This window comes from Bradyrhizobium sp. 41S5, assembly GCF_011516665.3.
In the GTDB taxonomy this organism is placed as follows: Bacteria; Pseudomonadota; Alphaproteobacteria; order Rhizobiales; family Xanthobacteraceae; genus Bradyrhizobium; species Bradyrhizobium quebecense.
Genome location: NZ_CP083721.1, coordinates 7,721,102 through 7,733,819 on the forward strand (window position 1 = coordinate 7,721,102; position 12,718 = coordinate 7,733,819).

Annotated in this window: 11 protein-coding genes; 2 read left to right on the forward strand and 9 right to left on the reverse strand. The window is 64.3% G+C overall.

Annotation, left to right across the window (positions count from 1 at the left end; all coding sequences use genetic code 11):
• Positions 1-18 precede the first annotated feature (18 nt).
• The 4 genes from HAP47_RS37010 to HAP47_RS37025 form a co-directional block, all read right to left on the reverse strand.
• A complete protein-coding gene (locus HAP47_RS37010) occupies positions 19-1,119 on the reverse strand; it encodes an acyltransferase family protein (RefSeq protein WP_173643789.1) in 1,101 nt (366 codons plus the stop codon).
• 78 nt (positions 1,120-1,197) lie between these two features.
• A complete protein-coding gene (locus HAP47_RS37015) occupies positions 1,198-1,470 on the reverse strand; it encodes a hypothetical protein (RefSeq protein ID WP_173643788.1) in 273 nt (90 codons plus the stop codon).
• Between the two features lie 316 nt (positions 1,471-1,786).
• Complete coding sequence (locus HAP47_RS37020) at positions 1,787-3,697, reverse strand: propionyl-CoA synthetase (protein ID WP_173643787.1); 1,911 nt, start codon at positions 3,695-3,697, stop codon at positions 1,787-1,789.
• A gap of 124 nt (positions 3,698-3,821) precedes the next feature.
• Positions 3,822-4,604, reverse strand: a complete 783-nt coding sequence (locus HAP47_RS37025; RefSeq protein ID WP_173643786.1) for a hypothetical protein — start codon at positions 4,602-4,604, stop codon at positions 3,822-3,824.
• Between the two features lie 160 nt (positions 4,605-4,764).
• Between HAP47_RS37025 and HAP47_RS37030 the strand changes: the two genes are divergently transcribed.
• Positions 4,765-6,309, forward strand: coding sequence for a cation:proton antiporter (locus tag HAP47_RS37030; protein ID WP_173643785.1), 1,545 nt, complete (start codon positions 4,765-4,767; stop codon positions 6,307-6,309).
• A 16-nt stretch (positions 6,310-6,325) separates the two neighbouring features.
• On the opposite strand, the gene HAP47_RS37035 is transcribed toward HAP47_RS37030, so the two are convergent.
• The 5 genes from HAP47_RS37035 to HAP47_RS37055 form a co-directional block, all read right to left on the reverse strand.
• Complete coding sequence (locus HAP47_RS37035; protein ID WP_173643784.1) at positions 6,326-7,132, reverse strand: SDR family NAD(P)-dependent oxidoreductase; 807 nt, start codon at positions 7,130-7,132, stop codon at positions 6,326-6,328.
• Positions 7,133-7,228: 96 nt separating this feature from the next.
• A complete protein-coding gene (locus HAP47_RS37040) occupies positions 7,229-7,642 on the reverse strand; it encodes a DUF1850 domain-containing protein (protein ID WP_173643783.1) in 414 nt (137 codons plus the stop codon).
• Positions 7,603-9,711 carry a TRAP transporter permease gene (locus tag HAP47_RS37045; protein ID WP_173643782.1) on the reverse strand — a complete coding sequence of 703 codons (2,109 nt, stop codon included), beginning with the start codon at positions 9,709-9,711 and terminating at the stop codon, positions 7,603-7,605. Before HAP47_RS37045 ends, HAP47_RS37040 begins: the two co-directional genes overlap by 40 nt.
• A gap of 222 nt (positions 9,712-9,933) precedes the next feature.
• On the reverse strand, positions 9,934-10,881 hold the full coding sequence (locus HAP47_RS37050; RefSeq protein ID WP_173643781.1) for a TAXI family TRAP transporter solute-binding subunit: 948 nt from the start codon (positions 10,879-10,881) through the stop codon (positions 9,934-9,936).
• Between the two features lie 180 nt (positions 10,882-11,061).
• A complete protein-coding gene (locus HAP47_RS37055; protein ID WP_173643780.1) occupies positions 11,062-11,214 on the reverse strand; it encodes a hypothetical protein in 153 nt (50 codons plus the stop codon).
• 279 nt (positions 11,215-11,493) lie between these two features.
• Between HAP47_RS37055 and HAP47_RS37060 the strand changes: the two genes are divergently transcribed.
• Positions 11,494-12,708 (forward strand): EAL domain-containing response regulator, encoded by a 1,215-nt coding sequence (locus HAP47_RS37060; protein WP_173643779.1) that lies wholly within the window; start codon positions 11,494-11,496, stop codon positions 12,706-12,708.
• Positions 12,709-12,718 lie beyond the last annotated feature (10 nt).

A 12,718-nucleotide genomic window follows, 5' to 3' on the forward strand; every position in this document is an offset into this window, starting at 1 on the left:
CCGGTGGCCCGCTTTCGCTTACCCGAACGAGAAGCGCCGGTGGGCGAAGTCGAGCAGCGGACGTTCGAAATAGCGATAACTCAGGGCGCACAGCCCGAGCGTCAGCGCGAGCGCGCCGAAGGTCAGCGAGAGGCCGGCGAGGCTCTCGACTGTCCTCGGTTGATGCAGCACGGCGAACAGCAGGTATGCGATGACGTGGTGGGTGAGATACGCCGCGTAGGACGTCCTGGCGAAGAAGGTCGCGACCGAGCTGCGCAGCAGTGCGAGTTTTGGCGAGCCGCGATTTTCCAGAACGACGAACAGCAGGGAACCGAAGAAGATCTCGACCTGCGTGTGCGAGAACGCCACCGACCAGCGCTTCCACCCGAACAGCCACAACAGGGGAAGCGACATGCTCGACCATTTGAGGATGGCGGCGACGCGTCTGGAGACCTCGGCATCCGGCTTGCGATAGAGGCGCCACCAGGCGATCAGCGCGCCGATCGCCAGCGAATCGATCCTGAATTGCGGCAGCACGTACCAGCCGTAGGCGTCCGGCAGCGCGCTGTCGATCAGGCGCCCGATCGGGCAGATCAGGATCGGCACCAGCAGGATCGCGAACAGCCGCTCGGGCGGGACGTTGCGGACCAGCAACGGAAACAGCAGATAGAACTGCTCCTCGATCGCAAGCGACCAGGTGACGGCCAGAAAGTAGGCGCCATCGGTCTGGGCCTTGGCCATGCCGAAGTTCTGCAAGCCGAACAAATACAGCCAGCCGGGCACGCCCCTTGTGTCGAACAAGTCAGGGCTCAGCGAGAAGGTCCAGCCGATCAGAGCCGCGGCGCACATCAGGTAGTAGAGCGGCCAGATGCGAAACGCGCGCCTGCCGTAGAAGGCGGAATAATATCGTTCAGCCGCGCGATGCCGCAGCAGAATATCGGTGATCAGATAGCCGGACAGAATGAAGAACAGGTCGACACCGAAGCGGCCGACATGCAGCAATTTCCACGGCCAGCCCTCTGGACCATCAGGCGTTCCGAAATAGTGCCAGATGACGACGATCAGAACCGCGATCGCGCGCAAACCGTCGAGCTCGCCGATCCTGTCACGTTGCAGCGCGAGCTCGCCTTCAACAAGCACAGGACCTGATCCATCCAAAAGGGCCGCTCACGATCGTGCGGCGGCGAGCCGATAGCTCAAGGGAATTTGGCCCGGCGCCTAGTGCACGTCGGGATGGTTCATCATGTACTCGCCGAGATCGCGCTGCCGGCGATCGGTACGGGCTTCGGCGTTCTGGCGCTGCACATCGCGGTCCTTGCGGCAGGCGACATATTCGGGCGAGCCGACCGCGACCTTGCCATTGCCTTGGCAGTACTGATCGTCGTCGCCCATGCTCTCCGCGATCGGCGATCGGCCGCGCTCGAGACAGCCTGCCAGCAGCGGCAGGGCGAGCAGCAATGCGAAAGTCGCGCGTGCGGAAATGGTTCGCATCTGTGGGTCCGTGTCTCGTGGGGTCTTGGCGTTGGATGCCGGGATGACCCGGCAATCCATCAAAATCAAGGCCATTCTGCTTCCGGACGCGTTTCGATGCGCAGGGCTCGATTGCGCGGTGCCGGGGGCGCCGGCATTCGACAAGGCAACTTGACACGTCGGGCAACTCAGGGGGATAATTCCAATATTCCGAAATCGCGCACCCCTCGGGATGGAAACCTCACCAAGATGCGCCCCTCACACGCGATGTTGGGGAAAGGGGGGCCACACGGCGCGCTCTCTCCACTGAAGAGAGCAACGCCCGAGTGACGTCGACCTACGCCTTGTCCTTCAGCGCCTCGCCGATCTCGTCGAGCACCTTGGGGTCCTCGATCGTCGCCGGCATGGTCCAGGACTCGCCGTCGGCGATCTTCTTGATGGTGCCGCGCAGGATTTTTCCGGAGCGGGTCTTCGGCAGCCGCGCGACCGTGATCGCGAGCTTGAACGCCGCGACCGGCCCGAGCTTCTCGCGTACCAGCGCCACGACTTCCTTCTCGACCTGATCCGGCGTCTTGCTCACGCCGGCCTTCAGCACCAGGAAGCCGCAAGGCACCTCGCCCTTGATGGCGTCCTTGACGCCGAGAACGGCGCATTCGGCGACGTCGGGATGCGAGGCCAGGATCTCCTCCATGCCGCCGGTGGAGAGCCGGTGGCCGGCGACATTGATGATGTCGTCGGTGCGGCCCATCACCCAGACATAGCCGTCCTCATCCTTGTAACCGGCATCCGAGGTCTTGTAGTAGCCGGGGAATTCCGAGAGGTAAGCGTCCCTGAAGCGATCATCCTGCTGCCACAGCGTCGGCAGGCAGGCCGGCGGCATCGGCAGCTTGATCACGATCGAGCCCATGGTGCCCGCAGGCACCGGCTTCGCCGCCTCGTCGACGATGTCGACCTGATAGCCCGGCATCGGCACCGTCGGCGAACCGTGCTTGACCGGCAGCATGCCGAGCCCGACCGGATTGCCGGCGATGCACCAGCCGGTCTCGGTCTGCCACCAGTGATCGATCACCGGCACCTTCAGCTGCTGCTCCGCCCACTCCACCGTCGGCGGATCGGCGCGCTCACCGGCGAGGAAAAGCGTGCGGAAGCGCGAGAGGTCGTAACTCCTCAGCAGCTTGCCCTCGGGGTCTTCCTTCTTGATCGCACGGAATGCGGTCGGCGCCGTGAAGAAGGCGACCGCCTTGTGCTCGCTGATCACGCGCCAGAACGCGCCGGCATCCGGCGTGCCGACCGGCTTGCCCTCATACATGATCGTGGTCGCGCCATGGATCAGCGGGCCATAGACGATGTAGGAGTGACCGACCACCCAGCCGATGTCGGAGCCGCACCACCAGATCTCGCCGGGCTTGACGCCGTAGAGATTATACATCGACCATTTCAGCGCAACGAGATGCCCGCCATTGTCGCGCACCACGCCCTTCGGGATTCCGGTCGTGCCCGAGGTGTAGAGGATGTAGAGCGGATCGGTCGCGGCGACCGGCACGCAGGGCGCGGCCTTGCCGGCGTCGAACGCGGCGCGGCGCAGCGTCGCCCAGTTATGGTCGCGGCCCGCGGTCAGCTCGCAAGCCTGCTGCGGCCGCTGCAGGATGATGCAGGTGTCGGGCTTGGCGCCGGCGAGGCGGATCGCCTCGTCGAGCAGCGGCTTGTACTGCACGATGCGTCCGGGTTCGATGCCGCAGCTCGCCGAGAAGATCAGCTTCGGCTTGGCGTCGTCGATGCGGGTCGCGAGCTCCTTGGCCGCGAAGCCGCCGAACACCACGCTGTGCACCGCGCCGATCCGCGCGCAGGCGAGCATCGCAACGACAGCCTCCGGCACCATCGGCATATAGAGGATGACGCGATCGCCCTTGGCCACGCCGAAATCCTGCATGACGGCGGCCAGCGTCCGCACCTCCGCCAGCAGCTCGGAGTAGGTGAATTTGGTGATGGTGTTAGTGAGCGGGGAATCGTGGATCAGTGCGACCTGGCCGGCGCGGCCGCCGGCGACATGGCGATCCAGCGCGTTGTAGCAGGTATTGACCACGGCGCCGGAGAACCAGCGTCCATAGGCGCCCATGGACGGATCGAAGACTTTCTTGGCCGGTTCGATCCAGTCGATCTCGCGCGCCGCCTCCATCCAAAAGCCCTCGGGGTCGCGAAGCGAGCGGGCATACACCTCATGATACCGGCTCTTCTGCTGGACGTTCATTGCGCTTCTCCCTCGCCTCCATCGTCGTGGTCGAGCATGACGACTTTGGATGGTTGTCTCTCTTTGGCGGCCATTGTCATGGACGCGACCGATAATTCAAGCCAGAAACCTACCGACGTTGGCACTAGTAGCCGTCGACGCCGTTGATCTGCCGCAACCGCTCGCGCATGGCGTTTTGCAGGTCATAGTCCGGCTTGCCGAATTCCGCGTTGCGGCGGGCGATGAACTGATCCTGCTCGCGCTGCAGATCGCGCGCCCGGCGCGGATCCTTTGCCTCGCGCACGGCGCGAAAGGTCGATGCGCCGATCTCGCGATCGAGATCGGCAAGCTCGGGATTGGCGCAGATCGCCTTCTCCACCGGCCGGCGCGCCTTGCGGCAATCGAAGCTCGGCTTGCCGGCGACCGCCATCATGGCGCCGATCCGCTCCAGTTCCAGCGACAGCGATTTGTAGTTGGCCTTGGCGGCGGCGTGGTCGGGATTGAGCTTGACGGCGGCACCGAAATCCATGATCGCCTTTGGCCGGTCGCCCTTGCGGCGCCAAAGCTCGCCGCGCGCATTGTGGGCGTCGGCAAGCGACGGATCGAGCCGGAGCACGGTGTCGTAATCCGAGATCGCGCGATCGATCATCTGCTTGCGGTCATAGGCGCTCGCGCGTGCCATCAGCGCCTTGATTCGATCCGGCTTGGGCGCCTTCTCATTGTCGATCAGCACGCCGCAGGCATCGATGGTCTTGTCGTCATCCGTTGCCGCAACCGCAGCGATGCAGGGCCCGGCATCGGCCTGCACATCCTTGCCGGGCTCGCTGCCGGCCGCGCGCGCAACGCCTGACGTCAGCGCGCCCGACAGGCAAACGCACAGCAGCGCCAGAACCAGATTGAAGGCCAGGTTTGCAGCTCTTCGTCGCATTCCGATTGCCGACAAGACTTCCCTCTCCCGCACCCGAACCGCCGGCCTCTGATGTCCGGCAGCGCGCCATTTGCCGCAAAACCACACGCTGGATTATACGTCAATTGCGAAAATCGGCTGCACTTGGAGCCGCACTTGAAGCCGTAGTTGGGGGTTCGCCTTGCTGACATTCGAATGGATCATCGGCCTGTTGCTCGCGGCGGTAGCGCTGTCGGCGCTGGCGCGGCGGATCAAGGTGCCCTACCCGACCTTTCTTGCGCTCGGCGGCGTGCTGCTGACCCTGCTGCCATTGGCCCCGACCTGGGCCCTCGAACCGAAACTGGCGCTGGCGCTGTTCGTGGCACCAGTGCTGCTCGATGCCGCCTACGACACCTCGCTGCGCGATCTCCGCAACAACTGGCTGCCGGTCTCGACGCTGGTGGTGGTCGCGGTCGGCGTCACGACAGCGGCGGTCGCCGTGGTCGCGCACTGGCTGCGCCCGGACATGCCCTGGCCGGTCGCGATCGCGCTCGGCGCCATCGTGGCGCCGCCGGACGCGGCTGCGGCCACCGCGATCCTGCGCCAGGTCAACCTGCCCTACCGGATCCAGAAGATCCTCGAAGGCGAGAGCCTGCTCAACGATGCCACTGCGCTGTTGATCTATCGCGTCGCGGTCGGCCTGGTCGCCGCCGAACACATGAAGATCCGCGAATTCGTGCCGTCGATCACGGTCGCGCTGGTCGGCAGCCTTGCCGCCGGCTACCTGTTCGCGCAAGTCTGGATGATGATCACCCGCCGCATCACCGAGGCGCCGAGCGCGATCATCACGCAGTTCGGCGGCACCTTCATGGTGTGGATCGTCGCCGAGCATCTCGGGCTGTCCGGCATCCTCACGATCATCGCCTATGCAATCACCATCGCCCGCACCGCGCCGGCCCGCACATCGGCGCGGCTGCGCGTGTCGTCCTATGCGGTGTGGGAAACCGTCGTCTTCGTGCTCAACGTGCTCGCCTTCATGCTGATCGGCCTGCAATTGCGTCCGATCTGGTCCGAGCTCGACGATGAGGTGCGGTGGAAATATTGCAGCTTTGCCGCCGCGATCCTCGCCGTCGTGATCCTCGCCCGCATCCTCTGGGTGATGCCCTACGGCGCCCTGCTGCGCATGCTGAAGGCACGCAGTTGGCTGCCCGCCCATGTGGTGGAGGCCGTGCCGACCCTGAAGCGCAGCTTCATCGTCTCGTGGTGCGGCATGCGCGGCATCGTTACGCTGGCGGCCGCGTTTGCCCTGCCCGAGTATTTTCCATATCGCGACCTGATCCTGCTGACGGCGTTTGCCGTGGTGCTGGGCTCGCTCGTGATCCAGGGATTGACCTTGCGGCCTCTGATCCTGGCGTTGAATTTCGATGACGACGACCCGGTCGGGCGCGAGGCGGCCCATGCCCGCGGCGTGGTCTTTCGCGCAGCGCTCGAGGAGATCGACGCCGACCCGTCGGAGGAAGCCGAGATCCTCCGGCTCGAATATCGCGCCGTGCTGGTGCGCGCCGAGAATGACCCAGATGGCGGCCTGACCTCACGCGAGCTGCCGTCGGATCCGCTGCGCCGCCGCGCCATCGCGGCCGCGCGTCGGGCGCTGCTCAATCTGCGGCGCACCGAGACCATCGGCGACGACGCGTTCCATCTGGTCGAGGAGGAACTCGACCGGGCCGAGCTGAGCGTCGAGGCCTAGTTCCTTCAGCGACCACTCAAGCGCCCGACTTCGAGGTGATGCCGCCGTCGACCACGAGCTCGATGCCGGTGACGTATTTCGATTCGTCCGACGCCAGGAACAGCGCGGCATTGGCGACGTCCCAGGCGTCGCCCATGTGCCCCATGGGCACCTGCGCGTCGCGGGCGCGCCACATCGCCTCGACATCACCCTTGGCGTAACTCTGCGCCAGCCCCGCCGAGTGTTCGACCATCGGCGTCTTCATCAATCCCGGCAAGATCGCGTTGACGCGCACATGCTTGGAGGCGAACTCGACCGCGGTCGAGCGCGTCATCTGGTTCATCGCCGCCTTGCTCGCATTGTAGCTGACATAGGAAATGCCGACGTGGCGGATCGAGGCGATCGAGGAGATGTTGATGATCGAGCCGCCGCCCTGCTTGATCATGACCGGAATGACGTGCTTCATCGACAGATAGGCGCTCTTGAGGTTGACCGCGAAGACGCGGTCCCAGTCGGCTTCCGCGACTTCCACCACGCTTCCGACCTCGGCGATGCCGACATTGTTGTCGAGCACGTCGATGCGGCCATAGGTCTTCAGGCAGGCCGCGACCATCGCCTCGACCTCGCTGGCGCGCGAGACGTCGGCGGTGAATGCGGTCGCCTTGCCGCCCTCGCCGGTGATGATCTTGACCGTCTCTTCGGCCGCGGCGCCGTTGCGATCGACGCAGAACACGCTGGCACCCTCGCGCGCGAAGGTGACGGCGGTCGCCTTGCCATTGCCCCAGCCGGGCCCGATCGAGCCCGCGCCGACCACCATCGCAACCTTGCCCTTGAGCCGATCCATCGCTTGTTCTCCCGTTTGTTGTTGTGACGATCGTAGCCCGCGTGGGCGCAGCGATATCCGGGGCGGTGTCCCCGCATATCGCTCCGCTCATGCGAGCTACGGACTTTTACACAAACTCATCGTTGTGACATTAGCACCGATCGGATGGCCGAAAATCTCCGATAGCGTCTGGCAGCGTCCCGCCTCGCACAGATGCCATTCGCCCGCCGCGCCGGAATTGCCAAGCACGACCTCCGCCCTCGGCACAGGCGGCGGCGACCATTGAAACCAGCCGTCAGTGAGGCGCGCTTCCGGCGGCGGCTCCATGCCGGCCCCCGTGCCCTTGATGCGCGCCTGTTGCAGCGTCAGTCCGGCCGGCGTGACCAGCCAGTCTTCCTGCCAGGCGGTCTTCTCGATCGAATGCGTCCAGGCGAGCGTGAAGGCTGCGATCGACAGCGTCTTCACGACACCCGCGGATGCAAGGCAGAGGCTCAAGCCGCCGCGATCGCGTTGCGCGGGCGCTGCCGCCATTGCCACAGCACGACCGCTGCGGCGAGAGTAAAGCCCGCCGTATCCGAGAACTGGAAGTCACCGAGCAGGCAGAGCGCAGCACCGAAGGCAACCAGAATCTCGATAAAGGTCAGCCGCGTGAACAGGAAGCCGATCGCGACGATGCCGAACAGCGCGATCGCCACCAGCGCCTTGAAGCTCGCCAGCGCCACCGCGCCGTAGAAGCCGAGCTGCGCCTGCATCGGATCGCCCGCTTGCAGCATCAGCGCCGGCGAATAGACGAAGATGAAGGGAATGACGTAGCCGGCAAGCGCGATCCGCATCGCCTCCCAGCCGATCTTGTCCGGATTCTCCTTGGCGATCGGCGCCGCCGCCAGCGCCGCGAGCGCCACCGGCGGCGAGAGGTCGGCCATGATGCCGTAGTAGAACGCAAACATGTGGCTTGCGATCAGCGGCACACCGAGCTTGGCCAGCGCAGGCGCGGCGAGCGCCGCGGTGATGATGTAGGTCGGGATCGTCGGGATGCCGGTGCCGAGAAGGATCGACAGCAGCATGGTCATGATCAGCGCGAGGAACAGGCTCTTGGCGCCGAGCCCGATGATCCAGCTGCCGAAGATGGTGCCGACGCCGGTCTGCGTCATCATCCCGATGATGGTGCCGACGATGGCGCAGGCCATGCCGACGGTCAGCGCCGACTTGGCGCTGTCGGCGAGCGAGTCACGGCAGGCCCTGAGCGTGGCGCGACCGCCGTGCGTGATCGCGGCGATCACGATCAGGCCTGCGACGACGCTCGCCACCGGAACGATCTCGAGCCCATGGCGCGAGACCGCGGCAACCACCAGCGCGAGTCCGATCCAGAAGATGTAGCGCACTATGGTGTTGGAGACGCCGAGCGTGATGCTGGCGCCGAGGATCAGCGCGACCGTCAACGCGAGCCCCATGCTGCCGGCATAGAGCGGCGTGAAGCCCTCGAACAGCATGTAGACCAGCGCCGCGAGTGGCAAGACGAGATACCAGCGGGCGACCAGCGCCTTCCAGGCGCTCGGGATCTCCGAGCGCTTCATGCCGACCAAGCCGTGCTTGCCGGCTTCCAGGTGCACCATCCAGAACGCCGAGGCGAAATACAGGATCGCCGGAATCACGGCGGCCTTGACGATCTCCGAATAGGGAACGCCAAGCGTCTCGGCCATGATGAAGGCGACCGCGCCCATCACCGGCGGCATGATCTGGCCGCCCATCGAGGCGGTAGCTTCGACGCCGGCTGCGAACGCGCGGCGATAGCCGAACTTGATCATCAGCGGAATCGTGAACTGGCCGACGGTGACGACGTTGGCGACGCCGGAGCCCGAGATCGTGCCCATCATGCCCGAGGCGAACACCGCGACCTTGGCCGGCCCGCCGCGGGTGCGGCCGAACAGGCCGAGCGAGACGTCGGTGAACAGCTGGATCATGCCGGCACGCTCCAGGAACGAGCCGAACAGGATGAACAGGAAGATGTAGGTCGCCGAGACATAGATCGGCACGCCGTAGAAGCCTTCGGTCCCAAACGAAAGATGGGTGACGATCTGGTCGAAGTCATAGCCGCGATGGTTGAAGGGCGACGGCAGATATTGTCCAAAGAACCAGTAGAGCAGACAGGCGCCGCACATCAGCGGCAGCGCCGCCCCCATCAGCCGCCGCGTGCCCTCGAAGATCAGCACCGCGAGTAACGTGCCGACCGCGAGATCCATGTGCGTCGGATCGCCGTCGCGGGCGATCAGGTCGGCATAGAAGATCCACTGATAGAGCCCGCAGAGGAAACCGGCGGCGCCGACGATCCAGCTCACCGCGCGGCCGAAATCGGTCCTGGCGGTGAAATTGCCGATCAGGCCGAAGGTCAGCAGAATCAGGAAGCCGACATGGACGCCGCGCACCACCTGGCTCGGCAAATAATTGAAGGCCGCGACATAGAGCTGGAACACCGCAAAGGCGAGACCGATGGCATAGGCCAGATGGCCCCAGGCGCCCGGGCCAAAACCTTCCGGAAAACCATGCTCGAAATTGTCGAATTCAACCTTGATGAGCTGCTCGCCCGCAACCTGCCGCTGCATATGATTAGTCCCCCGCCGTGCCCGCGACGCTTATAACCACCGACTCCGCCCACCGAAAGCCGCGTCACGAAAACGCGCCCCGTCATTGCGAGCCACCCGGTCGCCGCGAAGCGCCGCCGGATGACAGGCTCCGCGAACCAATCCATCGCACCGCAAGCGAAGGAATGGATTGCTTCGTCGCTTCGCTCCTCGCAATGACGGCGAGGAATAGACGGCCCGGCCCTACTTGATCAGGCCCTTTTCCTTGTAATAGCGGATCGCGCCGGGATGCAGCGGCACCGGGCTGCCGGTCGCGGCGGTCGCGAGCTTGATCTCCTTGCCCGCGGCGTGGGCATTGGCGAGTTCCGGCAGCGATTCGTAGACCAGCTTGGTCATCTGATAGGCGAGATCGTCCGACACCGCGCTGGAGGTGACGAGGTAGTTCACGACCGCAGCGGTCGGCACATCCTTGTCCTGGCCGGTATAGGTGTTGGCCGGAATGATCACGGAGACGAAGGGCGGGCCGATCTTGTCGACGGTCTCCTTCGGCACGGCCACCACGGTGATCTCGCTCGAGGTCGAGAGGTCCTTCAGCGAGGCGACGCCGAGGCCGGCGGACTGCAGCGTGGCGCTGAGCTGGCGATTCTTCATCAGGTCGACCGATTCGGCGAACGGCAGATACTCGACCTTGCCGAGATCCTTGTAGCTCATGCCGGCGGCCGCCAGGATCGCGCGCGAGTTGAGCTCGGTGCCGGACTTCGGCGCGCCGACCGACAGGCTCTTGCCCTTCAGATCGGCGAGCGTCCTGATGCCGCTTTCGGCGGTGGCGACGATCTGGATGTAGTTCGGATAGATCGCGCCGATGGTGCGCAGCTTGTCGAGCTTGTTTTTGAAGCCGGCCTCGGCGTCGCCTTCCCAGGCGGCCTTCAGCGAATCGCCGAGCGTGAAGGCGATCTCGCCCCTGCCCTGCTGCAGCAGCACCAGGTTCTCCACCGAGGCCTTGGTCGCCTGCACCTGGGTCTTCACGTCAGGGATCTTGTCGCCGTAGATCTTCCCGATCGCGACGCCGAGCGGATAGTAGACGCCCGAGGTGCCGCCGGTGAGCACGTTAATGAACTGCTGGGCCTGTGCGACAGGCGCGGACAAAACACTGGCGGCCACGATCGCGGCGGCCATCAACCTTGAATTCATGAGTATTATTCTCCCCTAAGCCGGGCCGGAAATTGGCCGCACGCTCCTGCCGGGTCAACCCATCCAAATGACGCATGCAGGGCCGAAATTCCCTGATAGCAGCACCACTTTACCTGCGCAGGAGCTCTGCGCGCGCCGCCTCCTGTTCCTTGCGGCCGTCGCTTGCGCCGGGCTGATCGGCTACTGCGCATTGATGCCGAAGACATTGCGAACGGCCACGACGACATCAGGCACGACTGCATTGGCATCGCAGAACGGATGATCTGATTCGCCGTTGGTGCTCGGCGGCAACTCGATTTGATGTCCGACAATGGTGCAATTCCGCTTCTGCATCGACCCGACATCACAGTCATTAACGTCGTCTCACGATGACACACGCGCACAACGTTTCCGGCGCGATGCAGCGACGGACACGATTGCTCTCATGAACGCCAGATGACGCATTTGTTGCGCCTGTAACCGCGGCAAGACGCGGCGATTCCGGAAACATTTGAGTCGAATTGAATGCTTTAAGGTTAGCGAGCCAATCAATGTATGAACCAGAAATTTCCATGATTGCCTCCGCTCTTGGATGTACGAGTCAGGCCGGGGTAATTACGGATAAGGCGGGGCATGAACCACATCAGTCACATCGGACAAACGCGAGCCGGCTGGTTCGGACATCGCAAGCTGACCCCACGCGCATGCATTGCGGACAGCAAGAAACACCTTCGGACCTTCCTCGCAGAGGCGCTGGAAGACCTCGGCTTCATCACCAGCGAATGCGGCCAGGCTTTGGAACTCGACACCGTGCTGGACGCGGAACGGCCCGATCTTCTGGTGCTCGGCGTGTCCGTGGACGGCATCGAAGTCAGTAAAATTCTCGAGACTTTGGTGAGAAAGGACTACGGCGGCAAGGTCCTCGTCATCGGCCAGCCGGACTCCATCATCGTCAAAGCGGTCCGGCAGATCGGCGACGAATACGGCATCGCCATGCTGCCGGCCCTCTCCACCCCGTTCAGCGCCGGAACCCTTCGTGACAGTCTTGCGTCATTGATGCCGCTCGAGCCCGCACCGAGCCCGGCAGTGGATGTGCCCGAAGCGCTGAAGGCCGGCTGGCTCGAGCTGTGGTATCAGCAGAAAATCCATCTCCGGACATTGGTTCCGAGCGGCGCCGAGGCGCTGATCCGGATGCGCCATCCCGCATGGGGCGTCGTGCCGCCTGCCTACTTCATCCCCGACGAAAGCGATCCGCATTTTCATGCGCTGTCCGAGTTCGTGATCGAGCGCGCCATCGAAGACTGGCGCTATCTCCTCGAACAGGTCGGACCGGTCGATCTCTCGATCAACCTGCCGATCTCGTTTCTCGCCGACGATCACGCGGTGCGCGAGCTTTGCTACCGGATTCCGGATCATGCCGCCTTCGCCGGCCTGCTGATCGAGATCGACAGCGCCGAGGTGGTCGACAATCTCGATTTGGCGATCGATGTCGCCCGGCGCGTTCGCCTGCACAATATCGGCATCTCGATCGACAATGTCGGCGCGAACTGGCCATCCTTGCTGGGATTGCCGAACTTTCCGTTCGTCCAGCTGAAGGTCGACCATCAATACGTCACCGGTTGCGCGGATCAGCGCCTGAAGCAGACGGTGTGCCGGCGTATCGTCGAGCTCGCACACGACGCCGGCGCGCAGGTTATTGCGCAGGGGGTCGAGACGCGCGCGGACTTTCTTGCGGCGCACGAGATGGATTTCGATCAGGTCCAGGGCTACCTGTTCGGCAAGCCGATGGGCGTCAAGAAGTTCGCCCGCTCGCGCATGCACTTCTCGGAGAAACAGCCGGCGTCCTGAGGCATGGCCT

Excerpts from the sequence above, each read along its gene's own strand:
- HAP47_RS37015 (WP_173643788.1), bottom strand. The coding sequence starts at position 1,470 with ATGCGAACCATTTCCGCACGCGCGACTTTCGCATTGCTGCTCGCCCTG.
- HAP47_RS37020 (WP_173643787.1), bottom strand. The coding sequence starts at position 3,697 with ATGAACGTCCAGCAGAAGAGCCGGTATCATGAGGTGTATGCCCGCTCG.
- HAP47_RS37025 (WP_173643786.1), bottom strand. The coding sequence starts at position 4,604 with ATGCGACGAAGAGCTGCAAACCTGGCCTTCAATCTGGTTCTGGCGCTG.
- HAP47_RS37035 (WP_173643784.1), bottom strand. The coding sequence starts at position 7,132 with ATGGATCGGCTCAAGGGCAAGGTTGCGATGGTGGTCGGCGCGGGCTCG.
- HAP47_RS37040 (WP_173643783.1), bottom strand. The coding sequence starts at position 7,642 with ATGGCGGCAGCGCCCGCGCAACGCGATCGCGGCGGCTTGAGCCTCTGC.
- HAP47_RS37045 (WP_173643782.1), bottom strand. The coding sequence starts at position 9,711 with ATGCAGCGGCAGGTTGCGGGCGAGCAGCTCATCAAGGTTGAATTCGAC.
- HAP47_RS37050 (WP_173643781.1), bottom strand. The coding sequence starts at position 10,881 with ATGAATTCAAGGTTGATGGCCGCCGCGATCGTGGCCGCCAGTGTTTTG.
- HAP47_RS37055 (WP_173643780.1), bottom strand. The coding sequence starts at position 11,214 with ATGCAGAAGCGGAATTGCACCATTGTCGGACATCAAATCGAGTTGCCG.
- HAP47_RS37060 (WP_173643779.1), top strand. The coding sequence starts at position 11,494 with ATGAACCACATCAGTCACATCGGACAAACGCGAGCCGGCTGGTTCGGA.